24 protein-coding genes and 1 pseudogene are annotated in these 23,675 nt (G+C 62.5%); 15 read left to right on the top strand and 10 right to left on the bottom strand.

The window, feature by feature from the left end:
* Positions 1-4: 4 nt before the first annotated feature.
* The 7 genes from AC07Y0_RS21225 to hpaI all read left to right on the top strand — a co-directional run bounded on the left by AC07Y0_RS21225 (position 5) and on the right by hpaI (position 5,999).
* The gene (locus tag AC07Y0_RS21225) at positions 5-397 is read left to right on the top strand and encodes a 5-carboxymethyl-2-hydroxymuconate Delta-isomerase (RefSeq protein ID WP_498679623.1); all 393 of its coding nucleotides are present in this window, start codon (positions 5-7) and stop codon (positions 395-397) included.
* Between the two features lie 100 nt (positions 398-497).
* A complete protein-coding gene (hpaE, locus tag AC07Y0_RS21220; RefSeq protein ID WP_498679622.1) occupies positions 498-2,015 on the top strand; it encodes a 5-carboxymethyl-2-hydroxymuconate semialdehyde dehydrogenase in 1,518 nt (505 codons plus the stop codon).
* Between the two features lie 63 nt (positions 2,016-2,078).
* The gene (gene hpaD / locus AC07Y0_RS21215; protein WP_498679621.1) at positions 2,079-3,059 is read left to right on the top strand and encodes a 3,4-dihydroxyphenylacetate 2,3-dioxygenase; all 981 of its coding nucleotides are present in this window, start codon (positions 2,079-2,081) and stop codon (positions 3,057-3,059) included.
* A gap of 82 nt (positions 3,060-3,141) precedes the next feature.
* The gene (locus AC07Y0_RS21210) at positions 3,142-3,486 is read left to right on the top strand and encodes an aldehyde dehydrogenase family protein (protein WP_498679620.1); all 345 of its coding nucleotides are present in this window, start codon (positions 3,142-3,144) and stop codon (positions 3,484-3,486) included.
* A gap of 12 nt (positions 3,487-3,498) precedes the next feature.
* A complete protein-coding gene (locus AC07Y0_RS21205; protein ID WP_498679619.1) occupies positions 3,499-4,371 on the top strand; it encodes a fumarylacetoacetate hydrolase family protein in 873 nt (290 codons plus the stop codon).
* 1 nt (position 4,372) lies between these two features.
* Complete coding sequence (gene hpaH, locus AC07Y0_RS21200) at positions 4,373-5,176, top strand: 2-oxo-hept-4-ene-1,7-dioate hydratase (RefSeq protein ID WP_498679618.1); 804 nt, start codon at positions 4,373-4,375, stop codon at positions 5,174-5,176.
* Positions 5,177-5,192: 16 nt separating this feature from the next.
* Positions 5,193-5,999 carry a 4-hydroxy-2-oxoheptanedioate aldolase gene (gene hpaI / locus AC07Y0_RS21195; RefSeq protein WP_498679617.1) on the top strand — a complete coding sequence of 269 codons (807 nt, stop codon included), beginning with the start codon at positions 5,193-5,195 and terminating at the stop codon, positions 5,997-5,999.
* A 114-nt stretch (positions 6,000-6,113) separates the two neighbouring features.
* Here hpaI and hpaD (AC07Y0_RS21190) read toward each other — a convergent pair whose 3' ends face one another.
* The 7 genes and pseudogenes from hpaD (AC07Y0_RS21190) to AC07Y0_RS21160 all read right to left on the bottom strand — a co-directional run bounded on the left by hpaD (AC07Y0_RS21190) (position 6,114) and on the right by AC07Y0_RS21160 (position 13,389).
* Positions 6,114-6,965: a 3,4-dihydroxyphenylacetate 2,3-dioxygenase gene (gene hpaD / locus AC07Y0_RS21190; RefSeq protein WP_498679616.1), complete on the bottom strand. Its 852-nt coding sequence runs from the start codon at positions 6,963-6,965 to the stop codon at positions 6,114-6,116.
* Between the two features lie 182 nt (positions 6,966-7,147).
* Positions 7,148-7,459 (bottom strand): annotated as a pseudogene (locus tag AC07Y0_RS21185) (aldehyde dehydrogenase family protein); the annotation flags it as partial.
* A gap of 291 nt (positions 7,460-7,750) precedes the next feature.
* Positions 7,751-9,385 (bottom strand): FGGY-family carbohydrate kinase, encoded by a 1,635-nt coding sequence (locus tag AC07Y0_RS21180; protein WP_498679615.1) that lies wholly within the window; start codon positions 9,383-9,385, stop codon positions 7,751-7,753.
* 54 nt (positions 9,386-9,439) lie between these two features.
* Complete coding sequence (locus AC07Y0_RS21175; protein ID WP_498679614.1) at positions 9,440-10,168, bottom strand: SDR family oxidoreductase; 729 nt, start codon at positions 10,166-10,168, stop codon at positions 9,440-9,442.
* 20 nt (positions 10,169-10,188) lie between these two features.
* A complete protein-coding gene (locus AC07Y0_RS21170) occupies positions 10,189-11,451 on the bottom strand; it encodes a sugar ABC transporter permease (protein WP_498679613.1) in 1,263 nt (420 codons plus the stop codon).
* A complete protein-coding gene (locus tag AC07Y0_RS21165; RefSeq protein WP_498679612.1) occupies positions 11,448-12,269 on the bottom strand; it encodes an ATP-binding cassette domain-containing protein in 822 nt (273 codons plus the stop codon). The genes AC07Y0_RS21170 and AC07Y0_RS21165 overlap by 4 nt, the downstream gene beginning before the upstream one ends.
* A gap of 73 nt (positions 12,270-12,342) precedes the next feature.
* Positions 12,343-13,389, bottom strand: a complete 1,047-nt coding sequence (locus tag AC07Y0_RS21160) for an ABC transporter substrate-binding protein (RefSeq protein WP_498679611.1) — start codon at positions 13,387-13,389, stop codon at positions 12,343-12,345.
* Between the two features lie 276 nt (positions 13,390-13,665).
* Here AC07Y0_RS21160 and AC07Y0_RS21155 point away from each other — a divergent pair, with 276 nt between their 5' ends.
* The 4 genes from AC07Y0_RS21155 to AC07Y0_RS21140 all read left to right on the top strand — a co-directional run bounded on the left by AC07Y0_RS21155 (position 13,666) and on the right by AC07Y0_RS21140 (position 16,519).
* On the top strand, positions 13,666-14,679 hold the full coding sequence (locus AC07Y0_RS21155) for a LacI family DNA-binding transcriptional regulator (protein WP_498679610.1): 1,014 nt from the start codon (positions 13,666-13,668) through the stop codon (positions 14,677-14,679).
* A gap of 488 nt (positions 14,680-15,167) precedes the next feature.
* Complete coding sequence (locus tag AC07Y0_RS21150) at positions 15,168-15,605, top strand: DUF3775 domain-containing protein (protein ID WP_498679609.1); 438 nt, start codon at positions 15,168-15,170, stop codon at positions 15,603-15,605.
* Between the two features lie 199 nt (positions 15,606-15,804).
* On the top strand, positions 15,805-16,257 hold the full coding sequence (locus AC07Y0_RS21145; protein WP_498679608.1) for a DUF2267 domain-containing protein: 453 nt from the start codon (positions 15,805-15,807) through the stop codon (positions 16,255-16,257).
* 55 nt (positions 16,258-16,312) lie between these two features.
* Positions 16,313-16,519, top strand: coding sequence for a ChaB family protein (locus AC07Y0_RS21140; RefSeq protein WP_498679607.1), 207 nt, complete (start codon positions 16,313-16,315; stop codon positions 16,517-16,519).
* Positions 16,520-16,567: 48 nt separating this feature from the next.
* Here AC07Y0_RS21140 and AC07Y0_RS21135 read toward each other — a convergent pair whose 3' ends face one another.
* Both AC07Y0_RS21135 and AC07Y0_RS21130 read right to left on the bottom strand, forming a co-directional pair.
* Positions 16,568-17,134 (bottom strand): HPF/RaiA family ribosome-associated protein, encoded by a 567-nt coding sequence (locus AC07Y0_RS21135; protein WP_498679606.1) that lies wholly within the window; start codon positions 17,132-17,134, stop codon positions 16,568-16,570.
* 125 nt (positions 17,135-17,259) lie between these two features.
* On the bottom strand, positions 17,260-18,357 hold the full coding sequence (locus AC07Y0_RS21130) for a CapA family protein (RefSeq protein ID WP_498679605.1): 1,098 nt from the start codon (positions 18,355-18,357) through the stop codon (positions 17,260-17,262).
* 181 nt (positions 18,358-18,538) lie between these two features.
* Here AC07Y0_RS21130 and AC07Y0_RS21125 point away from each other — a divergent pair, with 181 nt between their 5' ends.
* The 4 genes from AC07Y0_RS21125 to AC07Y0_RS21110 are packed head-to-tail and all read left to right on the top strand — an operon-like array spanning position 18,539 to position 21,880.
* Positions 18,539-19,165, top strand: coding sequence for a phosphoribosyltransferase (locus AC07Y0_RS21125; protein ID WP_498680301.1), 627 nt, complete (start codon positions 18,539-18,541; stop codon positions 19,163-19,165).
* Complete coding sequence (locus tag AC07Y0_RS21120) at positions 19,158-20,024, top strand: bifunctional DNA primase/polymerase (RefSeq protein WP_498679604.1); 867 nt, start codon at positions 19,158-19,160, stop codon at positions 20,022-20,024. Before AC07Y0_RS21125 ends, AC07Y0_RS21120 begins: the two co-directional genes overlap by 8 nt.
* A gap of 34 nt (positions 20,025-20,058) precedes the next feature.
* Positions 20,059-20,532, top strand: coding sequence for a YbhB/YbcL family Raf kinase inhibitor-like protein (locus AC07Y0_RS21115; RefSeq protein ID WP_498679603.1), 474 nt, complete (start codon positions 20,059-20,061; stop codon positions 20,530-20,532).
* Positions 20,533-20,572: 40 nt separating this feature from the next.
* Complete coding sequence (locus AC07Y0_RS21110) at positions 20,573-21,880, top strand: glycosyltransferase (protein ID WP_498679602.1); 1,308 nt, start codon at positions 20,573-20,575, stop codon at positions 21,878-21,880.
* A gap of 84 nt (positions 21,881-21,964) precedes the next feature.
* Here the strand turns inward: AC07Y0_RS21110 and groL are convergent, their stop codons facing one another.
* Positions 21,965-23,590: a chaperonin GroEL gene (gene groL, locus AC07Y0_RS21105; protein ID WP_498679601.1), complete on the bottom strand. Its 1,626-nt coding sequence runs from the start codon at positions 23,588-23,590 to the stop codon at positions 21,965-21,967.
* Positions 23,591-23,675 lie beyond the last annotated feature (85 nt).

Genomic DNA, 23,675 nt, shown 5'->3' with positions numbered 1-23,675 from the left:
AAACATGCCGCATTTCGTCTTCGAATACTCGTCGAACCTCGACGGCAAGGTGGATTTCGACACCCTGTGCGGGCGCATTCTCGATACGATTCTCGAGAGCGGCCTGTTCGAGATCGGTGCCGTGCGGGTGCGCGCGGTACGGTGCGAGGCCTATGCCATTGCCGACCGGCTGCCGGAGAACGCCTTCATCGACATGTCGCTACGCATGGGGGTTGGCCGCAGTACCGAAGACCGAAAGCGTCTCGGCGATCGGATCTTTGCCGTGGTGACGGAGCATCTGTCGATGCTGTTCGCCACGCCGCATTTCGCGCTGACGCTGGAAATCCGCGAGATCGATCCGGATCTCAGCTGGAAGAAGAACGCCATCCATCCGCGGCTGCGACAAATGCCCGGATAAGGGCCGCGCCAGGCGAGACGATATCACGACCGACACAGAAGGATGCAGGCCACGACCGGCTGCCTGGCCATCCTGAACCGAACGAGAATATGGAGATAGCGTGTCCAAGCTAGAGGAAAACATCAAGAAGGCTGAAGGCTACCTTGCTCGCTTTGCACAACAGGGTGTCCTGAACCACATCAACGGCGAGGCCATTGCCGCGCTCGACGGCACGACCTTCGAGACGATCTCGCCGGTGGACCTGATGCCGCTCGGTCGCGTGGCGCATGGCAAGTCCGCCGATATCGACCTGGCCGCCAAGGCGGCCCGCGCCGCCTTCCCGGCCTGGGCCGCCATGGCTGGCGATGCCCGCAAGAAGCTGTTGCACAAGATTGCCGACGCGATCGAGGCACGCGCCGAGGAAATTGCCTTCGTCGAAGCGATGGACACCGGGCAGTCGCTGAAGTTCATGGCAAAGGCGGCGCTTCGCGGAGCGGAAAACTTCCGCTTCTTTGCCGACCGTGCTCCGGAAGCGCGGGACGGCAAGAGCATCCGCGCGCCCGGCCAGGTGAACGTCACCACCCGCACGCCGATCGGTCCCGTCGGCATCATCACGCCGTGGAACACGCCGTTCATGCTGTCCACCTGGAAGATCGCGCCGGCGCTCGCCGCCGGCTGCACCATCGTGCACAAGCCGGCCGAGTTCTCGCCGCTGACGGCACGTCTCCTGGTCGAGATCGCCGAAGAGGCCGGACTACCGAAGGGCGTGTGGAACCTCGTCAATGGTCTGGGCGAAGATGCCGGCAAGGCACTGACCGAACATCCGCTGATCAAGGCCATCGGCTTCGTCGGTGAAAGCCGTACCGGCTCGATGATCATGAAGCAGGGTGCCGATACGCTGAAGCGCGTTCACTTCGAACTGGGCGGCAAGAACCCGGTAATCGTCTTCGCCGATGCCGACCTGGAGCGCGCCGCCGATGCTGCGGTGTTCATGATCTACTCGCTGAACGGCGAGCGCTGCACCTCGTCCTCGCGCCTTCTGGTCGAGTCGAGCGTCTATGACAGGTTCACCACACTGGTGGCGGAAAAGGCCAAGCGCATCAAGGTTGGCCATCCGCTCGATCCGGAAACGGTGATCGGTCCGCTCGTTCACCCCGTGCACGAGAAGAAGGTGCTGGACTATATCGCGATCGGCAAGTCCGAGGGCGCGACGATCGCCGCTGGCGGGGCCAAATTCGACGGCCCGGGCGGCGGGTGCTACGTCTCTCCGACGCTGTTTACCGGCGCCAACAACCACATGCGGATTGCCCAGGAGGAAATCTTCGGGCCGGTGCTGACGGCCATCCCTTTCACCGACGAGGCCGAGGCGCTGACCATCGCCAACGATGTTCAATATGGCCTCACCGGTTATCTGTGGACCTCCGACGTCACCCGCGCCTTCCGCTTCACCGACCAGCTGGAAGCCGGAATGATCTGGGTGAATTCGGAAAATGTCCGCCACCTCCCGACACCGTTCGGCGGCGTGAAGAATTCCGGCATCGGCCGCGATGGCGGCGACTGGTCCTTCGATTTCTATATGGAAACGAAGAACGTCGCCTTTGCCACCACGCCGCACGCCATCCAGAAGCTCGGCGGCTGATCGTCCCACAGAACAAATTGGCGTGTCCGCGTGCAGGGACACCGACAGACGGAGGAGAACATCATGGCACTACCGCAACCCAATCTGTACCCGCCCTTCAACATCGTGCGCCTCAGCCACGTGGAGTTCGGCGTCACGGACCTTGCCAAGTCGCGCGCGTTTTATGTCGATACCCTCGGGCTGCAGATGACGGACGAGACGTCCGATGTGATCTACCTGCGGGCCATGGAAGAGCGCGGGCATCATTGCATCGTGCTGCGCAAGTCGGAGGTGCCGGAAGCGCGCGACCTCGGCTTCAAGGTCTATGACGACGAGGAACTTGAGAAGGCAGCGCATTTCTTCAAGGGCAAGGGTCTCCCGGTGGAGTGGGTGGAGCGCCCCTACCAGGCGCGGACTTTCCGCACCCGCGACCCGCATGGCATTCCGCTGGAATTCTATGCCCGCATGGATCGCCTGCCGCCGATCCACCAGCAATATGCCCTTTACCGGGGCGTGAAGCCGTTGCGCATCGACCATTTCAACTGCTTCTCGTCGAATGTCGATGAATCGGTCACCTTCTACAACGAGATCGGCTTTCGCGTGACCGAATACACGGCCGAGGAGGAAACGGGTCGACTCTGGGCCGCCTGGACGCACCGCAAGGGCGGCGTTCATGACATCGCCTTCACCAACGGCACGGGCCCGCGCCTGCACCACACGGCCTTCTGGGTCCCCACCCCGCTCAACATCATCGATCTGCTCGACCTGATGGCGACGACCGGCTGGGTCAAGAACATTGAGCGCGGTCCTGGCCGTCATGGCATTTCGAACGCCTTTTTCCTCTACATCCTCGATCCCGACGGCCATCGCATCGAAATCTACTGCTCGGACTACCAGACGGTCGATCCCGACCTGGAGCCGATCAAATGGGATCTCAGGGATCCGCAGCGCCAGACGCTGTGGGGTGCGCCGGCCCCGCGTTCGTGGTTCGAGCACGGCAGCTTGTTTGCCGGCACACCCTTGCGGGATTCCGATCTCAAGGGGCAGCCGATCATCGCGCCGTGACTGCAACTGACCGATGACGGAGAGGGGATGCTGTTTCAAGCCTTCCTTCCCAATCCACATTTCCGAGCCACGGATGAAGCCGATGACCTTGAGCGACCCCACCTTGTTCCGCCACGTAGCGCACGCGGGCGGCGACTGGATCGCAGCCGATCCGGTCCACGCTGTCGCCGTCGCCAATCCGGCGACCGGCGCGTTCATCGGCCACGTGCCGAAGCTCGGCGCAACTGAAGCCGGGATCGCCATTGCAGCCGCGCAGGCGGCACAAGCGGAATGGGCGGCTCGCACCGCCAGGGAGCGCGCCGGCATTCTGCGCACCTGGTTCAACCTGATGACGGAAAACCAGGAGGACCGCGTGGCGGAGGCGCTGGAATACGGCATCGATGATTACATCGAGATCAAATATGTCTGCCCCGACGTCATCCAGTAAAGGAGCCCAAAAATGACCCATCCCAAGTTCGCCAGTTTTTCGACGTCGAAGCGGAAGGGCTACGGCCTGATCGTCGGCGACGGCGTGATCGACCTGTCCGTCCGGTTGGGGGCGAAGTACCCGACCTTGCGCGAAGTGGTGGAGGCCAATGCCTTCGCCGAGTTGCTCGACGCGGTCTCAGGCCATCAGCCGGACTTTTCGGTGAGCGAGATCACCTACGAGATCCCAATTCCGGCACCGGAAAAACTGATCTGCGTCGGGGTGAATTTTCCCGACCGCAACGAGGAATACAAGGATGGGCAGGCCGCACCGACGAACCCGTCGCTGTTCATCCGGTTCCCCCGTTCCTTCACCGGGCATGACCGGCCGCTGATCCGGCCGCCGGAAAGTGTCCAGCTCGATTACGAGGGCGAAATCGCCATCGTCATCGGCAAGGGCGGCCGGCGTATTCCGGAAGCGGAGGCCCTCACGCATATCGCCGCACTGACGCTGTCTAACGAAGGCACGCTGCGCGACTGGGTCCGCCACGCGAAGTTCAATGTCACGCAGGGCAAGAATTTCGATGCATCCGGTTCGATCGGCCCCTGGCTGGTGCCCTTCACCGACGAAAGCCAGCTTGCCGACATCAAGCTCGAGACCCGCGTCAACGGCGAGGTGCGCCAGAGCGATCGCACGAGCCGGATGATCTTCTCCTTCGCCAAGATCATCAACTACATCTCGACCTTCACGACCCTGGTGCCCGGCGACGTCATCGTCTGCGGAACGCCGACGGGGGCCGGCGCCCGCTTCGATCCACCGATCTGGCTGAAGCCGGGCGATGTGGTCGAGGTCGAGGCCGACGGCATCGGCCTGTTGCGCAACACCATTGCCGACGAGGTATTGTGACATGCTGACCCAGAAGCAAATCGAAGCGGCGGCCCTGGCTCTGGACGAAGCAGAGCGCAGCCGTGTGCAGACCGGCCTCCTGTCTCTGAAGCACCCCGACATCGGCATGGATGATGCCTATGCGATCCAGGGTGCGTGGGTGAAGAAGAAGATCGCTGCCGGCCGCAAGGTCATCGGCTGGAAGATCGGGCTCACCTCCAAGGCCATGCAATATGCCTTGAACATCGACATCCCGGATTCCGGCGTGCTGTTCGACGACATGGTGTTTGACGATGGCGCTACAGTGCCAAAGCACCGTTTCATCCAGCCGCGCATCGAGGCCGAAATCGCCTTCGTGATGAAGGCGCCGCTGAAGGGTCCGGGGATAACCGTCTTCGACGTGCTGAACGCCACCGATTATGTGACTCCGGCGCTCGAAATCCTCGACACCCGCATCTTGCGGATCGACCCTGAGACGAGAAAGACGCGCACCATCTTCGACACGATTTCCGACAATGCCGCCAATGCCGGCATCGTCACCGGCGGCCGGGCGGTGCGCCCCGACCAGATCGACATGCGCTGGATGGGCGCCATCGTCTCACGCAATGCCGAGGTCGAGGAAACCGGACTCGGCGCCGGTGTGCTCAACCAGCCGGCGCGCGGCGTCGCCTGGCTCGCCAACCGGCTTGCACAGTATGGCGATGGGATCGAGGCGGGGCAAGTGGTTCTGGCCGGCTCCTTCATCCGCCCGATAGAAGCTCGTCATGGGGACACGATCGTCGGGGATTTTGGTCCCTACGGCTCCGTCAGCCTGTTTTTCGAATAGGGGAAAGGACCCGGCGATGCCCGCACCGCAAAACACCTTCAAGCTGGCGCTCCGGGAAAGGCGGACGCAGATCGGTTTCTGGCAGGCGCTGGCCAATCCCTATACGGTCGAGATCTCGGCGGAGGCCGGTTACGACTGGCTGCTGCTCGATGCCGAACACGCACCGAACGACATTCCGCTGCTCGTGGCGCAGTTGCAGGCGATGAAGGGATCTCAAAGCCACCCGATCATCCGGCCGCCGATCGGCGAGACCTGGATCATCAAGCAGTTGCTGGACATTGGCGCGCAGACGCTGCTGATCCCCATGGTGGAAAGCGGCGCCCAGGCGGCGGATCTGGTCAAGGCGACGCGCTATCCGCCGCATGGCGTAAGGGGCGTGGGAGCTGCCCTCGCCCGTGCTTCGCGCTTCAACCGCATCCCCGATTACCTGCAGACGGCCAATGACGAGATCTGCCTCCTTTTGCAGGTCGAAAGCCGGGCCGGTCTTGCTGCCCTGGACGACATCGCCGCGACCGAGGGCGTCGACGGGGTGTTCATCGGTCCGGCAGACCTTGCCGCCGACATGGGATATCTCGGCAAACTCGGAGCGCCTGAGGTACAGGCCGAAGTCGAACGGGCCCTGGTGAAGATCCAGGCGCATGGCAAGGCAGCCGGCATCCTCATCGGTGATCTGGCGCTGGCCAGGCGCTATGTGGAACTCGGCGCAACCTTCGTCGCCATCGGCAACGACGTCACACTTTTTGCCAACGCCACGAGCAAGCTGCTGGCCGATTTCAAGGCGGTGGAACCGGCCAAGGGAGCCGGTGAAGCCAAGGTTTACTGAGCGATTTCACCCTTCTATGGGCATTCCGATTCGCGGATCGCCTCTCGTCCGATCCGCGCTTTTCATCGGACGAGCGCGGACCAGCTGCATGGATCATGCAGCGGACTATCGAGGTCAGGCCGCGAGCGGAAATACGGCGTTGACCTGGCCGGTCCCCGAGGATGTGAAATAATTGGTGAGGATTTCCGCCCGACCCGGATATTGGTCGCTGCCCAGGAGGCCGAACAGCATGGCCGTGTCGTGCATCAAGCCTTCGCCGTGGCAGAGCTTCGAATAGAGCGGCAACATCTGGACGAATTCGGCATTGCGTCCTTCGCGCCAGAGGTCGATGACGCGCAGGTCGACCTGCTTGTAGAATTCGTCCGAGATCGTGTGAATGCCGGCCGGGGCCGCGTTGTTGTCATGGATGCGATGGGAGAGCGACCCGCTGGCAAGAACGGCAACCTTGTGGTCACTGGCCTCGATCACCTTGCGGACGGCCTGCCCGATGCGGAGACTTTCGCTCATCTCGTGCCACGGGCACCAGGCAGCGATGGACAAGACCCGGAAACGGCCATCGGCGTTGATGTAGCGCATCGGAACCAGCGTCCCGTATTCCAGGTCCAGCGTATCGACATGATGCGACATCATGCGGATTCCGTCCGCAGAGACGACGCGGGCAATCTCGTCGCCCAGCTCCGGCGCGCCGCGGTAGTCGTATTCCAGGTTCTGGATGAAATGCGGAAACTCGTTACTGGTGTAGATGCCCTTGTAACGGGTCCGCGCATTGATGTGATAGGCGGTATTGACCAGCCAGTGCGTGTCGAAGACGACGATGGTGTCGACACCAAGCGCATCACAACGGCGGCCGATCTCCTTCAGGCCGTCGATCGCCTCCTGACGACAGCCGTGGTTCGGCCCTGGTGCTTCGGAAATGAACATCGACGGTACATGCGTAATCTTTGCAGCAAGCGACAACTCACCCATGGCTGCATCCTCCCCAATTTTCGGCCGTTGGGCGACCACTCCCCGGATCGCGACACGCCGACCCTCGCCTGAGAGGAGAGCGGGTGCCTTGATTCAGATCAATTATTGAACATGTTAATTACAATTGCGGTGCTCTGGGTCGCCGGGTTTGACGGCCCATGGACGGGCCGGATCTTCAGTGGTCAGAGCTGGAACCATGCCGTCTTCAGGTCGGTGTATTTTTCCAGCGCATGCAACGACTTGTCGTGGCCGTTGCCGGATTGCTTGACACCTCCCAGCGGCACGGTGATGTCCGAGCCGCCATAGGTGTTGACGTGCACGACGCCAGCCTTGATGCCGCGTACCATGTGGTGCGCGCGGGACAGGTTCGAGGTCCAGACGGCGGATCCCAGACCGTAATCGGTCGCATTCGCGATCTGCAATGCCTCGGCTTCGGTCTCGAAGGGAATGATCGAGAGGATCGGGCCGAACACTTCCTCGCGGGCGAGCGTCAGTTGCGAGAGACAAGGGATCGCCGACCTTGATGGCGGCCGCGAGGGGGGATCACGCGTCCGTCGCAGAACCAAGGCACCTTTGGATTCGGCGAGGGGTTGGTATCCCGCAAAGAAAGCGCTCTGATTTTTGTCGTCCCGTGTCTGCTTTTGGGCCATCAAGAGCTACGGCCAAACGGCTCTCTTGCGGGGGCGCAAAGCGCAAATCATTTCCGAAACGAACACAACGCGGCCTTGCCAGCCCCAGTTCACTGCGGTCGCGTCCGGCAGGTTGCGAAAATCCGCCCGCAGAAATCAGAAGGACCGTATAATTCTCGAAACCTCCTGAAGTTTAAGAAATGCTTCGTAACGCCGTTCGTGAGTTCCAGCCACTTCACGGCCACACGGCGCATACTGAGCGGCAATATTGGAAAGCGCCCCCATAGCGTCACGAACTTCGGAAAAAGCACCGGCGGCGACGCTGCCGAGGATCGCCGAGCCGAGCAGCACCGGTTCCTCCGCAAGGGTCGCCACGACCGGCTTGCCGCACGCATCGGCCAGGATCTGACGGACCAGAGGGCTCGCACCCGCACCACCGCTGATCACGACACGCTCCACCGAAGCACCGGATCTCGCCTGGGTCTCGATGATCTGGCGCAAGCCGTAGCCGATGCCGCAAAGGCCGGCGATGTAAAGCGCGACCAGATTGCCGAAGTCCCGCTCCATCCCGAGGCCCGCGATGACCGCGCGGGCGTGGGGATCGGCGAAGGGCGCGCGGTTACCGAGGAATTCGGGCACTACATGCAACCCGGTGGCAAGCTCGACCGCCTCTGAAGCAGTCGTGACCTTCTCGGCGGCCCGTTCCGCCATATAGGCGGGCAGTGACTTGCCCTCCCCGCGTGCTCGCGCTGCCGCGTCTGCCGCAGCGGGATGGAACGAGAGCAATTGGTCGATCGCTGCGCCTGCCGCGCTCTGGCCACCCTCGTTGAGCCACATTCCCGGAACCATGGCCGAATAGTAGGGTCCCCAGACACCGGGCACGAAGACCGGCTCCGCCGTCGACGTCATGGTGCAGGAGGAGGTGCCGAAGACGTAAGCGAGGTTCTCGGCGGGCTTGCCGCCGATGCCGACCGTGCCGATCCCGCCCGCATGGGCGTCGATCATGCCGGCGGCGACCGCGGTTCCCGGCTTGAGGCCCATAGCATCAGCGGCTTCTTGCGTCAGACCTTGGCCAAGACGGGTGCCCGGCTCGACGATGTTGGTGCCGATGCGTGCGAAGCCTTCGTTGACCAGTTCATTCAGCCCGATCTTCTCGAAGTAACTCGCATCCCAGCGCGCCTCATGGGCGAGGTAGGTCCACTTGCATGTGACAGTGCAGGTCGAGCGGGAGAGATCGCCTGTCGATTTCCAGGTGAGGAAATCGGCGAGGTCGAAGAATTGCCAAGCGGCGGTGAAGGTCGCCGGGCGGTTTTCCTTCAACCACAGGATCTTTGGCGTTTCCATCTCCGGGGAGATGCGACCGCCGACATAACGCAGCACGTCATGGCCCATGGTGTTGATATGCTCGGCCTGGGCGACGGCGCGGTGGTCCATCCAGACGATGATGTCGCGTTCAGCCTCTTCCGACGGACCCACCGCGAGCGGCTTTCCGCCCTCGCCCAGCACGACCAGCGAGCATGTCGCGTCGAAACCCAGTCCCACGACATGCGCCGGATCGACACCGGCGGACGCGACCGCTTCACGAATGATGGTGCAGACCGCGTTCCAGATCTCTGTGCTCGACTGCTCGACGATCGAGCCCACCTCGCGGAAGAGCGAGATATCGCGCTTGGCCACCGACATCATATGGCCCTTGAGGTCGAAGACACCCGCACGCGCACTGCCCGTTCCGACATCAATGCCGATGACGTAACGCGGGGCGCCCTCGGGCGAGATCTGTGCTGGGGTCATGGTCTTCTGCTCTGCTGTCGGCTTTTGATGGGGCTGCCCGGGGTCCGGCCCGCGTCAGAGATCGACGCTGTTGGGCAGGATCACGAGATCGCGGATGGTGACGTTGCGCGGCCTGGACAGCATGAAGAGGACTGCATCTGCCACTTCCTTCGGCTGCATCAGGCTGCCATTGGCAAGCGCTTCCTCCATCTTGGCCTTCGGCCAGTCGTCGAGCAGCGCGGTCACGACCGGGCCAGGCAGGACCGCACCGACGCGCACGCCGTGCGGGGCCACCTGACGGCGGGTCGAATGCACGAAGGCCTGTACCGCGAATTTCGATGCCGTGTAGATCGGCTCCCACACCACCGGCACCACACCCGCGATCGAGCTTGTGAACAGGATGTCGCCCGACTTCTGGGCGATCATGTGCGGCAGGACCGCGTGAACCGAACGGAAGGCGGCATTAATGTTGAGGTTCAGCATGCGGTCCCAGGCATCCGGATCGCCCTCGGCCACAGAGCCGCCGATATAGGCGCCAGCATTGGCATGGAAGATGTCGAGCCGGCCCGCCAGTTCCAGGATGCGCGGCAACATGCTCGACACGTCCGGACCGTCTAGCAGGTCGACGACCAGCGGTTTGGCACGCTCGCCGAGCTCCTTGCACAGGCTTTCGAGCTTGTCCCTGGCGCGGTCTATCAGTACGACGGTCGCGCCTTCGGCGATCAGGGTGCGGGCGCATTCGAGCCCGATGCCGGATGCCGCTCCGGTGATGGCGGCAACCTTGCCTTTCATGAGATCTGTCATTTTGTCCTCCAGAAGTATGTTCAGGCGCGACCGTGGCTCACGCGCGAGCGGCGGGCGAGCGAGTCGACAATGACGGCGATGGCGAGCACGGCCCCTGTGATCATGTAGCGCAGCGAGGAGCTGAGGTTCAAAAGCGTCAGGCCGTTCGAAATGGCCTGGATCACGATGATGCCGAGCAGCGCGGAATAGGCACTGCCGCGACCGCCAAACAGGCTGGTTCCGCCAATGACGGCTGCAGCGATGGCATTCAGGTTGACGTCACCCGTGCCCGCCTGCTGGCTCGAGGAGGCGAGCCGCGCCGCCGACAGCGTGCCGCCCAGCGCCGCCAGCGTCGAGCAGAGCATGAAGGCACTCATGTAGATGCGGCGGACATTGATGCCGGAACGGCGCGCGGCTTCCCGATTGCCGCCGACGGCGAACATGGAACGGCCCCACTGGGTCTTCGTCAGGGCATAGTTCAAGACCACGACGAGGAATACGAACAGGGCAAACATCCACGGCACGCCGCGTCCGGTATTGAGGTAGAAGACGACAGCTTCCAGCGCAACGGTGAGCAGGCTCGCCTTGACCAGCAGGCTGCTCAGCGGTTGGGTGGACAGGTTGACCGCCGTGCGCCGCTTCCGGATGATCAGCCCCGACAGGATGAGTATCGCCCCCGGCACGAGCGCGAGAAGGAAGGAGAGCCAGTCCGGCATCACAAGGATCTGGCCGAAACGGACCAGCGGCGACGCATAAGGCAAATTGATGCTGCCCGTGGGGCCGAGGATGTAGAGTTGCATGCCCAGCAGTGCCAACAGACCCGCAAGCGTCGCGACGAAGCTCGGCATGCCCAGCCGGTTGTAAAGCATCGCGTAAAGCGCACCGACGGCAGCGCCGGTAACAAGGGCAGCAGCGATGGCGAGCGGCAGTGACATGCCGGAATTGACCCACAAGACACCGATGATCGCCGACGCAAGGCCGCTCATCGAGCCTACGGAAAGATCGATTTCGCCCAGGATCAAAACGCAGACGATGCCAAGCGAGATAATGCCGACGGTGGCGCAGTCGAACAGCAGATTGACCAGGTTGTTCGGCGCCAGAAAGATCGGATTGAGGATGCTGAAGACCGTCGAGATGACGATCAGCCCGACGGCGACCGGCAGCATGCCGAGGTCGCCCGAGCGAACCCTTGCAATGAAGGCACGGATCACGCCCGACAGGCCTTCGGAATGTTTGACCCGCTCGTCGCTGCGATCGAGGGCGAGCGGGGTGGACTTGATTTCGTTCGACATCTGAGTGCTCATGCGGGGCTCCCGCCGTTTTCGGCCTGTTCGCCAGCCTTTCGGCCGATGCGGCGCGAAACGGAGTTTTCCGTGGCGCCGGTGATAGAAGCCACGAGTTCGTGGTTGGACGCGTCAGGACTGAAGACGCCGTTGTTCTTGCCGAGACGCAGGACGACGATGCGGTCGGCAACGGCGCGCACGTCCTCCATATTGTGGCTGATGATGATGACGCCGAGACCGCGCTCGCGCACCCGTTCGATCAGGTTCAGCACTTCGGCCGTCTGGGCGACACCCAAGGCCGCGGTCGGTTCGTCGAGCATGATGATCTTCGGGTCGAGCAGAAGGGATCGGGCGATGGCGACCGTCTGGCGCTGGCCGCCGGACAACGAGGCAATCGGCTCGCGGACAGAAGGAATGCGCGCAGCAAGCTCGCGCAGCAGCGTCCAGGCCCGCACCTCCATCGCCACCTCGTCGAGATTCCAGGGCGACATCTCATGACCGAGAAAGAGATTGGCCACGACGTCGAGGTTCTCGCACAGTGCCAGATCCTGGAATACGGTCGCAATGCCAAGCTCGAGCGCACGGCTCGGGCTATCGAGAGAGACTTCCTGACCGCAGAACTCGATCCGACCCGAGGTCGGCTGGTGCACACCCGCCAGGACCTTGATCAAGGTCGACTTTCCCGCACCATTGTCCCCCACGAGGGCCACAACCTCACCGGCCTTCACTTCCAGCTCGATGTCGGTCAGGGCCGAGACCGCGCCGAAATTCTTCGAAACATTGCTCAACTTGAGGATGGTCGTGCCCTTGGGAGGCAAACCAATGTCATTTCGTTGCATAACGAGACGCTCTTCTTTCGAAACGGGTCGCGCCCGGCCGGAGCAAGCCCCGACCGAGCATCTTGGGAGATCATTACTGGACGATGCCGAGCTTCTTGCAACCCTCGGCATATTCACCGGTGCAGACTTCGTCGGGCTTCTGGATGCCCTTGTCGAAGATTTCTGCCTTGATGTTTTCGGCGGTGACGACGGCCGGTACGAAGAGTTCAGACGGCGTGTTGTACAGCGTCGTCTTGGCTTCCGGTGTCTCGCCCTTCAAGAGCTTGACCGCAACATTGGCGGCGGCAGCGGCGACAATTTCCGACGGCTTGGAAATCGTGTTGTACTGGTCGCCCGAGATGATCAGCTGCAGGGCTGCAATCGTCGCGTCGTTGCCGGTAACCGGCGGAACCGGGTTGACGCCGGCAGCCTTGAAGGCAGCGATCGCGCCACCGCCGGTGCCGTCGTTGGCAGCAACCACGCCCTTGATGTCGGCGCCGAAGCGGGTGATCTGGCCGGCGGCCCATTCCTGTGCCTTCGGCGGCGCCCATTCCGGCGTATCGAATTCGGCCAGCGTCTTGTAGCCGGAGTCCTTGAGGCCGCGGTGGATACCGTCACGGATGAGGCCGGCAGCGGCGTCGGTCGGCGAACCGTTGATCTGCAGGACGCCTGCACCTTCCGGAAGGCCGCTCGCCTTCAGGTGGTCGACGAGCGACTTGGCAATCGCGTGGCCGATGCCTTCGTTGTCGAAGGAGACGTAATAGTCGGCAGCCTTGTCAGGGATCGGACGGTCATAGGCGATCACCTTAACGTCCTGGGACTGGGCAATCTCGACAAGAGCGGCAGCTGCAGCGGAATCCACCGGATCAAGGACGATGACCTTGGCGCCCTGAGCGATGACCGAATTGAACTGCTGCTGCTGGAGCGCAACGTCCGCATTGGCGTTTTGATAGATGACGGTGCAAGTCGGGCAAAGCTTGGCCATTTCGGCTTTGAAGCCCGGATAGTCGTGCTCTTCATAGCGTGTCGATGCCTGGTCGGGCATCAGGAAGGCAACGGTTGCCCCTTCCTGCGCAAGAGCAGAACCGGAAACCATTGCGGCGAGACCGACGGTTGCCAGCAGCATGGAACGAATTTTCATGTCTCATTCTCCTCCTTGAATGGAACAGCCCGCGTCGAGAGACCAGTCCGGACCTTCGCTCCCCTCACCCATTCCGCGTCGCCTGACATGATGACGCAGAACATCTTCCGTCGCCGAGCGTGTCGGCGCTGCAAGACATGGGCACTGGCTGAACGCCTCCCGGTCGACCCTCCACAGCCAACCTGTATCATCGATGGAGCACCTTTGCTCAATCGATGAAGCATCAATTGCCACTTTCCTTGTTTGATGTCAAGCTGGGTTGAGCAGGAGGAATTCGTGAATCAGCAGCGCCCACAAAAGAAGACGACGATCTACGATCTGGCGGCGCTTGCCGGCACATCGGCCAGTGCCGTCAGCGCCGTGCTGAACGGCAATTGGAAGAAACGCCGGATCAGCAGTCAGCTCGCCGAAAAGATCACCCGGATCGCCGAGGAACAGGGCTATGCGGTGAACATGCAGGCAAGCCTCCTGCGGCGCGAAAAATCCCGCATCATCGGCATGATCGTGCCAAAATACGACAACCGCTATTTCGGCTCGATCGTCGAGACCTTCGAAATCATGGCCCGGGAACGTGGTCTGTTCCCGATCATCACCTGTACGCTACGTGATCCGGATCTCGAGGTGGAAGCAGCTCGCACCATGCTATCCTACCAGGTCGAATGGCTGATCTCGACCGGCGCCACGGACCCGGACCGGATCACCGACATCTGCCTTGCGGCCGGCACCCGCAGCCTCAATCTCGACCTACCGGGAACCAAGGCCACCTCGATCATTTCGGACAATTTCGCAGGCGCGCGCGAACTGACGAGGCGGACGCTGATCAATGTCGAACGTAAGACGGGTGCGAAGTCGCCGCTGCTGTTCATCGGCGGCCGCGGCCGCGATCACAACACGGCCGAACGTATCCGGGGCTTCCGCATGGCCCACCAGGATCTCGACGTTCCGATCGAAGAGCACCACATTCTCGCCTGCGGTTATGCGCCGGAGAAGGCCGCTCAGGCGCTGAGCACAATGGCTGACAGCGAAGGCAGCGTGCCGCGCGGCATGTTCGTCAACTCAACGATCTCGCTCGAAGGCGTCATGCGCTGGATCAAGACGTCTCCGCATTTCGAAGGCACATCCCCCATCATCGGCTGCTTCGACTGGGATCCCTTCGTGGCGCTTCTCGGACACGACATCGAGATGGCACGGCAGGATGTACCTAGCATGCTAACGGCTGTATTCAACATCGTCGAGAAGGCTGGCGGCGACACCAGGAAGCTGATTGAGATCCCTCCTATCTTTGCTTGAGCTAGCTAAGGCGGCCTGCCGGTTCGATGGGCCAGCCCGCACAAAGACGCGCAGGCATCGGCACACATGCAAGTGGAGCCTTGGTCGTGACGATGGCTGCTTTCAGGCAGGTGCGACGGTAGCCTTTATGTCTGACATGAGGGCGCAAAGCCGCCCTTGTATGCGTTAATCGTTGTATCGCAATTGGCCCAGGGGATGAGCTTTTCGCCTTGAACGGAATCGAACCAAAGACCTTGGAGAGGCGGGCCTTATCAAGGACCTATGAATTCGGGGGCCCAGACACTTCGTTTCCATCCTCGATCCGATCGTCAGCCATTTCTGATCGAACGTGGAGCGATAGATCTCGTCAGGGGACAGTCATCAACGCGCGAATGACCGGCACCGTTGACGACGGTCAATGACAGGCGCGGGACGAGCATTAGGTCTAGTCTTGATGGGAGGCCCTCTTCTCCCACAAGGTCGCGTCAAACGGCGGAAGGCAAAGATCAATGAAACATCCCATCGACGTCCCGCAACGGGTCGACATCGAGATCCCAGTGGAGAAGGTCTGCTTCCTCATCATAAAGGCCAGGGAATTTGACGTGAAGGAGGAGGGTACCGATCCGGATTCCGGTTCCAATCCTTCCGATGACGCGGAACTCTCCGTTCTGGAGGATACGCCGGACGACCCGGTGGAGGAGGAGATCCGCTCGCTGATCGACGACCTGTCCATCGACGAGCAGATCGACCTCGTAGCCCTCGCCTGGCTTGGCCGCGACAACTATGACGCAAATGAATGGACCGACCTCCGCATCCAGGCGGCCGAGGCCCACAACAGGCGCACCGCCGACTATCTGCTGGGCGATCCGCTGCTGGGAGACCATCTGGCCGAGGGGCTGGCCGCACTTGGCTACTCCTGCGAGGACGTCGAGCGCAAATACCTTTGAGGCAGATCTCGGGCGGCCGATGCTGCGTGCTGTCTCAGCGGATGATGCTTCTTTCTCCCCATTGATGCCCGTCAATGTCGGCACGGCAGTCTCGTTTACCTTGTCTGGAATCTGCCCTCCACCTGCAGCCTTGAAAGCGTCCTCGACGGGCAACCGGTCATGAGACAATCGCCGGCCTGTCGGGATCCACTCTAACGCCATGGAGTTCATCATGACGACTGGACATCCCACTTTCGACCATACCGTGCAGGAAGCCAATCGCTGGCTCAAGGCGACGGCGGAAGAACTTCACGTCGAGGAACGCCGTCATGCCTATAGTGCACTGCGGGCAACCCTGCATGCGCTGCGGGACAGGCTGCCGCCGGAGGCCGCAGTTCATTTCAGCGCACAGCTGCCCATGGTCATCCGCGGATTGTTTTTCGAAGGCTGGAAAATCAGCGGAAAGCCGATAGAGGAGCACACGGTCGAAGCGTTTTGCGGCCGTATCGCCGGGGAATTGCCGGCGAATTTCCCGATGGACCCGGCAACAGCCGCGCGCGGCGTTTTCGAGGTCGTCTTCAAGGAGCTCGATCCGGGAGAAACGGCAAAGGTCATCGATCAACTGCCCCTGCCGCTGCGCAATCTGTGGCCAGCGCTGGCACGGCGCGGCTAGCCGCAAGGCAGCTGGACCCAGACGTCCGGTCTGAACCCTGTTGTCGGAGCGGCCTATGCCTTATGCGACGAATTCGGATCTGCCGCCGCCGGTGCGCCACGTCCTGCCCCGCCACGCCCAGGACATCTATCGCGAGGCGTTCAATCACGCTTTCGCTGCCCATGCCACTGACCCGCGTCGGGAAGAAGCCGCGCACCGCATTGCCTGGGCCGCCGTCAAGCGCTCCTATGTCAAGGTCGGCGACACCTGGGCGCAGCGCTGAACATGGTCATCCGCTATCCAGCCGCCTTCCCCGGGACACCACATCCCTCTATCGCAGAGCGTGCTTTCCCAGCGGTTTCACGGTACTCGCCTGGTCGCCCTTGATACCCTGTTCTTCGGCGAAGCTGACGCGCGTGCCCGGCTCCAGGTCGTCGAAACTGCCTGCGACGACACTGTTGCGGTGGAAATAGACCTCGCGGCCGTCGGATGCGGTGATGAAGCCGAAGTCGCCCGCATGATCGATCCGCGCGACCGTGCCGATCGGCTGAGGTTCATGGTGCTTCGTTTCGCCCTGAAGCTTGTGCGCCTCGTCCTGCAATTGCCGCCGCGCCCGCTTGAACGCGTCGTTGATGGCGAAATGGAGATCGGAATAGCGCTCGTCGCCATGATCGACATGGTCGACCGCCACTTCACGACCATTGGGAAGCGCCAGGTGTATGCGCACGTCGTAAAGCCCGCCCGTACGATGCCGCTGGCCCGGCCCCGTCACCACCACGCGGCAACTCGTGATCCGGCCATAGCGCGTCTCCAGTTCACCCACATGCTCGTTCAGCATCTCGCGAAGTGCGGGGGAAATCTCCACACCGTGGCTATCGATCTCGACAGGTGTCTCCATCACTATACCTCGTTCTGTTCTTCAAGGCTGTCCGGTCTCACCGCGATCGCTCGGGAATGCAGCGGTTCGCATCTTCTCGATCCGCAGCCACGCCGAACACCAGATGGGAATCCAATAGCGCAACCTCATCCGCCGGCATTGATGCCCGTCAAGACATCTCCCTGCGAAAGCGCGATGCGACAGCTTGGGCTTTCGCGGTCGAGGACCTCGGCAAGCCAGGCGGCGTCCTGGCTTGAAGCGCGCTCGAGGCGGAACTTCCGCCTGCGAAACGGCACCATCTCGAAACGTTCGCGGAGATCGCCGCATTCGTCGAAGTCGACGAAGTAGCCGAGTGCCAGTTCCGGCTTCAAGGCCTCATGGCCTCGTATGCCCTCGTAGTCGTTGATGAAGTCGCCGCAACCATAGAGGATCAGCTTCTTGCGGTAGACCTCCAGCCCAAGCGGATGATGCGAGGAATGGCCGTGAACGAGATCGACGCCGGCTTCGTCTATCAATGCGCGGGCTAAACGGCGATGCGCCTCGGGGATGTCGTATCCCCAGTTCGGCCCCCAATGGATGGAGAGGATGACGACGTCGCCTGGCTCGCGCCATGTTGCGATTTCCCGGCCAAGCCGTCCCAGGGCAACCTGCCCGAGGTCGGGGAGGAAATTGACACCCGGTGTCCGGCCTGCCGCCGCCCAGTGCGACGGGACGCCGGCGGACGCGCAGCCGAGGGCGAAGACAAGTACGCGCCGCCCCAGGGGACCGCGAAGAATGGCCGGACGCGCCGCGGCTTCGCCATCATCGCCGGCACCGGCGCTTGCCATTCCGGCTCCTGCGATATGCCGCACCGTCTCCTCCATAGCGGACAGCCCCCAATCGGCGACATGATTGTTGGCCAGCACGCAGCAATCGATCTTCGCCGACGTGAGGCAGCCGATGTTCTCGGGGTGCATGCGATAGTTGATGCCCTTGGCTTCAGGGACGCCCTCAGCCGTTATGCTGGTCTCAAGATTGACGATCCTCAAATCGGGCGAGCGACTGTCCAGCGCCTCCAGTGTATCGCCCCAGATATAGCCGAGCGGCACCGAGCGAGGGATCGGGCCCGACGCCCGTTCCGCAAGTTCGACATAGCGGAGGGCCGAAGAGACGTAGCTCTCGAACAGGATCGGATCCCCGGGATGTGGCAGGATCTGGTCGATGCCGCGTCCTGTCATGACGTCACCACAAAGAAAAAGCCGCATCTGCGCCCCCTCTTGGGCGGTAACTCTCAATCCACAATGCAGCAGCAAGCCCGTAGCCGCATTGAGCAACGTCAATGCAACGATCAGCCATACCGCGTCTTGTTGTTCGTCATCGGAGTGAGAACCCGGGAGGCGCCCCATGCCGTTCCTAGATCGCGGCGAAGCCGGACGACGGCTCGCCGTGGCGTTGCAGGCCTATGTCGGCCGGCCCCTTGCCGTGTTCGCCTTGCCGCGCGGCGGGTTGCCGGTGGCACTGGAGGTGGCAAAAGCCCTTGGCGCTCCCCTTGAACTCGCTCTCGTGCGCAAGATCGGCCTTCCCTTCTTTCCGGAGTTGGCGATGGGCGCAGTCATCGACGGAGAGCACCCGGCGATCGTCCGAAACGAAGAGGTGATCGCCGGTCACGGGATTTCGGAAGAGGACTTCCAGACATGCTGCCAGCGTGAACTGCAGGAAATCCAGCGGCGGCGACGCCTCGATCTCGGGGATCGACGGGATCGGGATATCAAGGGCAAGATCGCCATTATCATCGATGACGGCCTCGCGACCGGCGCGACCATGCGCGCGGCCATCAAGGGCCTGCGCTTGCGGCATCCGGACAAGATCGTGGTCGCCGCTCCCGTATCCTCTGTCGATATTCTTCCCGTCCTCCGCCGCGCGGCGGATGACGTGATCTGCCTGGAAACGCCTGTCGACTTCCAGGCCGTGGGTCTTCATTGTCGGCATTTTCCGCAACTCTCTGACGAGGACGTGCTGGACGCCTTGAAGGAAGCAGACAGAATCACCGCAAGAGAGGCCGGCGATGGCTAGGCGCAACCAGCCTCCGGCGCAGATGGCGGCGCTGCGATACCGGGCGCTTGGCTGGATTCCCCTGCCGGTCGCGCCCCACAGCAAACGACCGCTCATCGCCTGGACCGAACTGCAGGAGCGCATGCCGGAGGCGAACGAGGTGCGAGGCTGGTACGCGATGTGGCCGCAAGCCGGCGTCGCGGTCGTGACCGGCATGCGCTCGGGACTTGTGGTTCTCGACGTCGACCCGGCGCATGGCGGCAGCGCGGCGCTCGCGGCTCTGGAAGAGACCCATGGCAAGTTGGCCGAGACGGTCGAAGCCATGACAGGCGGAGGCGGGCGTCACCTCTATTTCACCCATCCTGGCGGCGACATCCGCAACCGGACGGGTTTTGCGCCCGGTCTCGACCTGCGCGCGGATGGCGGGATTATTGTCGCGCCCCCGTCCATTCACCCGAGCGGCAAACCCTATCGCTGGCGCCAAGGCCATGCGCCTGAGGAGATCGCCCTTGCCCGTCTTCCCGTCTGGCTTCGCGCTCAAGAGGAGGGTGAGGCACGCGGGCTCGGACACCCGCTGTCCTATTGGCGTGCATTGGCGCGGGAGGGCGTGGAGGCAGGGCGCAGGAACACGACCATCGCCTCGTTCACCGGACACCTGCTTTGGCATGGTGTCGATCCCGAGGTGGTCATGGAACTGATGCTTGCCTGGAACCGCTTGCGCTGCGACCCTCCCCTTTTGGACGACGAGGTCGTCCGCACGGTCCGCTCGATCCACGAGACGCACCGGCGTCACAGCCGTGACGCGGGAGACCGGGAAGGTGCAGATGATGAAGAGGTCGGCGAGACCGGTCGCCAGCCGAAAGATCTGCAATCGCCATGACCGGACGGCGGTTTCAAACGAAGGGAGCACAAGGATGGCCTTCACGATAACCTCACCCGCATTCGCCCCTAACGGAAAAATCCCGAGCCTTTATACCTGCGAGGGGCAGGACATTTCGCCGCCGCTCGAATGGACGGGCGTGCCGATGGCAACGAAAAGCCTGGTGCTCATCGTCGATGATCCGGACGCGCCGGATCCCGCCCACCCCAGGATGACCTGGGTCCATTGGATACTTTACAACCTGCCTCCGGACCTTAGCGGTCTCCCGGCCGGTGTATCGGTCCTGCCCGGAACGACCGTGACCGGCATCAACGACTGGAAGCGCAAGGACTACGGCGGCCCGTGCCCGCCGATCGGCAGGCATCGCTATTTTTTCAAGCTCTATGCTCTCGATCGCCTGCTTGACCATTTGACGCCGGGATCCAAGGATCAGATCGAGTCGGCGATACGCGGCCATGTCCTCGCCGCCACGGAAATCATTGGCACCTATCAGAAGGCAGGGTCTTGACGAAGAAAAGCAATCACCGTTCCGGCGGATCCGCCGGCTGATGAACATTGTCATGTTCACCAACACCTTCACCCCGCATGTCGGCGGGGTAGCCCACAGCGTGGCATGGCTGACCGAAGACCTGCGGCGCCTCGGACATCGCGTGCTCGTGGTCGCGCCGGAATACGGGATCACGCGGAATGACGAGCCGGACGTCCTGCGCGTGCCGGCCGTCCAGCATTTCGCCGGCAGCGATTTTTCCCTCCCCCTTCCCCTGGCTCGGCTCCTTGATGACACGCTCGACGCCTTCCAGCCGGATATCGTACATTCGCACCACCCCTTCCTGCTCGGCTCGCTGGCGCTGCGCGTGGCGGCCAAGTTCGACCGGCCCGTCGTCTACACCTATCACACCCGATATGAGTGCTATTGCCACCATGTCGCCCCGGATGCGCAGGCCATACAGCGGCTCGTCCTTAGCCTCTCCTTCGGCTATTGCGACCTCTGCGACGCCGTGATCGCGCCGAGCGCGAGCATCGCCCGCCACCTCACCGATCATGGTGTCAAGACACCGCTATCGCTGATACCGACCGGAGTGGATCTTGCCTTCTTCGCGGGTGGGGATGGCGCGAAGGCTCGCGCGTCCGCAGGCATTCCGGCTTATGCCTTTGTCGTCGGCCATGTGGGCCGTCTCGCCGCCGAAAAGAATCTCGAATTCCTGGCGGCATCGGTACTTCTGTTTCTCCGCTCCCACGAAGAGGCACACTTCCTCGTCGCCGGCGAGGGCGAAATGCTGACCGCCATCAGAAGCCGCTTTGATGCCGAGGGATTGGCCGACCGGGTGCATCTCATGGGTTCGGTCGAAGGAACCGCCCTCGCCGACACCTATGCGGCGATGGATCTCTTCGCCTTCTCGTCGAAATCGGAAACGCAGGGACTGGTGCTCGCCGAGGCGATGGCCGCCGGCACTCCGGTTGTCGCACTGGATGCGCCCGGCGCTACGGAGATCGTCCGCGACGGAGAAAACGGCCGCCTGGTGCCACAGGATTCATCACCGGAGGCGTTCGCGCGGGCACTCGACTGGGTGAAGACACGGCAGGGGGAGGAAAGAGCCGTACTTCGTCAGGCGGCCCTTGAGACGGCCGAGCCTTTTTCGCGGGAACATGCCGCCGCCCGGATCGTCGATCTCTACCAATCCACAATTGCCAATCATCCCGCCCCGAAAGAACCCGACGCCAGCCGCTGGCAAACGGCGGCCCGTCGCCTCGACCGGGAATGGCAGATCATGTCCAACATGTTCCATGCCATTGGCGACGCCGTCCTGGCGCCTGACGCCGATCATCCGGGACCGCGGGGCAGCCAGAACGGATAATGCGACCCAAGCGGCACGGTGACGAACGCCGCACCGGCCTTGCGATCCGCACGCGAGGCGGCCGGTCGCCATTTCTTGCCGCCATCAGACGTGCAGGCCTTCGCCACTCCCTCGCTCCGCCTTTTCCTCTTCGGGAATTTCGGTCATCGTCGCCTCGGTGAGCAGCAACACGCTCGCCACCGAGACGGCGTTTTCCAGTGCAACCCTCACCACCTTGGTCGGATCGATGATCCCGGCCTCGATCAGATCGACATGACGGTTCTGCGCCGCGTCGAATCCGATATTGCCTGTGCCCTCCAGCATCCTTGCAACGACGACGCCGCCATCGACGGCGGAGTTTTCCGCGATCTGGCGCGCCGGTGCGCTCAGCGCCCGGCGGAGGATTTCCAGACCCGTCTTCTCGTCGCCCTGGCTACGCGTCTGCTCTTGCTCGAGGGTGCCGGTGCAGCGCAGGAGCGCCAGCCCGCCGCCCGGCACGATCCCCTCGGCCACGGCGGCCTTGGTCGCATTGATGGCGTCGTCGAGGGCCTCTTTTCTGCTTTTCAGTTCCGCTTCGGAGGGCGCGCCGACACGGATCACCGCAACCCCTCCGGACAGCTTGGCCACCCTTTCCTCCAGCTTTTCCCGGTCGTAGTCGCTCTTGGTCTTCTCGATCTGCGTCCGGAGTTGCCGAAGGCGGCCCTCGATGGCGTCCCTGGTTCCAGCGCCGCCAATGATCGTCGTCGTTTCCCTGTCGCTGATGACGCGCTTGGCATGCCCCAACTGCGCGATCTCCACCGTTTCCAGTTTGCTGCCGAGATCCTCCGAGACAAGCTGTCCCCCCGTCACAATGGCGATGTCTTCCAGCATGGCCCTGCGGCGATCGCCGAAGCCAGGCGCCTTGGCGGCAATCGCGTGAAAGACGCCGCGAAGCTGATTGACGACCAACGTGGCCAAGGCTTCCCCGTCCACGTCCTCCGCAATGACGAGAAGCGGCCGCCCGCTCTTGGCAACTTGCTCCAGCAGCGGAACGATGTCGTTGATATGGCTGATCTTGCGATCACATACGAGAACATGGGCGTCCTCGATCACCGCCTCCATCTTGTCGGCATCGGTAATGAAATAGGGCGAGATGAAGCCGCGATCGAACTGCATGCCTTCGACGACCTCAAGTATCGTTTCGGTCGTGTTCGACTCTTCGACCGTGATCACGCCCTGATCACCGACCTTTTCCATCGCATCCGCGATCAGATCGCCGATCAGCAGATCATTATGCGCGGAGATGGCCGCGACCTGCGATTTCTCCTTCCGTGTCTCGACCGGTCTCGACATCGAACGCAGCGTCTCCACGCAGATCTTGAGACCGCGGTCGAGTCCCCGCTTGATGTCGATGCCACTGGCGCCGGCTGCGACATTGCGCGTGCCGTCGGCAAAGATCGCGTGGGCGAGAATGGTTGCCGTGCTGGTGCCGTCACCAACGGCATCTCCGGTCTTTTCGGCGGCCTGCCGCAATATCTGGGCGCCGAGATTCTCTTCCGGATCCGCCAGATCCACCTCCTTTGCGATAGTGATGCCGTCATTGCAGACGATCGGCGAGCCCCATTTCTTCTGGATCAGCACCGATTTCGATTTGGGACCGAGCGTGATGCGGACGGCATCGGCAAGCGCGGCGGTTCCGCGCAATATCTTTTCCCGCGCCGCCGAATGAAAGAGGATGTTCTTGTGCGACATATCTGAAGCCCGTTCTTCTGCCGATCATCGGAAATTGGCTTGGTTTCTTCTAGCGCCTCCATCACCGGGCTGGATTGACGGCCGT

The sequence above is a fragment of the Allorhizobium sp. GW101-3B10 genome (assembly GCF_059424725.1).
The sequence above is the reverse complement of the archived record's forward strand: the minus strand, read 5'-3'. Positions and strand labels throughout refer to the sequence as shown.

Bases quoted from the DNA above. Each gene is read 5' to 3' on its own strand.
- hpaD (WP_498679621.1), top strand. From the start codon at position 2,079: ATGGCACTACCGCAACCCAATCTGTACCCGCCCTTCAACATCGTGCGC.
- AC07Y0_RS21145 (WP_498679608.1), top strand. From the start codon at position 15,805: ATGGAGTTCATCATGACGACTGGACATCCCACTTTCGACCATACCGTG.
- AC07Y0_RS21165 (WP_498679612.1), bottom strand. From the start codon at position 12,269: ATGCAACGAAATGACATTGGTTTGCCTCCCAAGGGCACGACCATCCTC.
- AC07Y0_RS21130 (WP_498679605.1), bottom strand. From the start codon at position 18,357: ATGCGGCTTTTTCTTTGTGGTGACGTCATGACAGGACGCGGCATCGAC.
- groL (WP_498679601.1), bottom strand. From the start codon at position 23,590: ATGTCGCACAAGAACATCCTCTTTCATTCGGCGGCGCGGGAAAAGATA.
- AC07Y0_RS21160 (WP_498679611.1), bottom strand. From the start codon at position 13,389: ATGAAAATTCGTTCCATGCTGCTGGCAACCGTCGGTCTCGCCGCAATG.
- AC07Y0_RS21225 (WP_498679623.1), top strand. From the start codon at position 5: ATGCCGCATTTCGTCTTCGAATACTCGTCGAACCTCGACGGCAAGGTG.
- hpaD (WP_498679616.1), bottom strand. From the start codon at position 6,965: ATGGGTGAGTTGTCGCTTGCTGCAAAGATTACGCATGTACCGTCGATG.
- hpaH (WP_498679618.1), top strand. From the start codon at position 4,373: ATGCTGACCCAGAAGCAAATCGAAGCGGCGGCCCTGGCTCTGGACGAA.
- AC07Y0_RS21170 (WP_498679613.1), bottom strand. From the start codon at position 11,451: ATGAGCACTCAGATGTCGAACGAAATCAAGTCCACCCCGCTCGCCCTC.
- AC07Y0_RS21110 (WP_498679602.1), top strand. From the start codon at position 20,573: ATGAACATTGTCATGTTCACCAACACCTTCACCCCGCATGTCGGCGGG.
- AC07Y0_RS21180 (WP_498679615.1), bottom strand. From the start codon at position 9,385: ATGACCCCAGCACAGATCTCGCCCGAGGGCGCCCCGCGTTACGTCATC.
- AC07Y0_RS21120 (WP_498679604.1), top strand. From the start codon at position 19,158: ATGGCTAGGCGCAACCAGCCTCCGGCGCAGATGGCGGCGCTGCGATAC.
- AC07Y0_RS21150 (WP_498679609.1), top strand. From the start codon at position 15,168: ATGAAACATCCCATCGACGTCCCGCAACGGGTCGACATCGAGATCCCA.
- hpaI (WP_498679617.1), top strand. From the start codon at position 5,193: ATGCCCGCACCGCAAAACACCTTCAAGCTGGCGCTCCGGGAAAGGCGG.
- AC07Y0_RS21140 (WP_498679607.1), top strand. From the start codon at position 16,313: ATGCCTTATGCGACGAATTCGGATCTGCCGCCGCCGGTGCGCCACGTC.
- AC07Y0_RS21175 (WP_498679614.1), bottom strand. From the start codon at position 10,168: ATGACAGATCTCATGAAAGGCAAGGTTGCCGCCATCACCGGAGCGGCA.
- AC07Y0_RS21135 (WP_498679606.1), bottom strand. From the start codon at position 17,134: ATGGAGACACCTGTCGAGATCGATAGCCACGGTGTGGAGATTTCCCCC.
- AC07Y0_RS21115 (WP_498679603.1), top strand. From the start codon at position 20,059: ATGGCCTTCACGATAACCTCACCCGCATTCGCCCCTAACGGAAAAATC.
- AC07Y0_RS21210 (WP_498679620.1), top strand. From the start codon at position 3,142: ATGACCTTGAGCGACCCCACCTTGTTCCGCCACGTAGCGCACGCGGGC.
- AC07Y0_RS21205 (WP_498679619.1), top strand. From the start codon at position 3,499: ATGACCCATCCCAAGTTCGCCAGTTTTTCGACGTCGAAGCGGAAGGGC.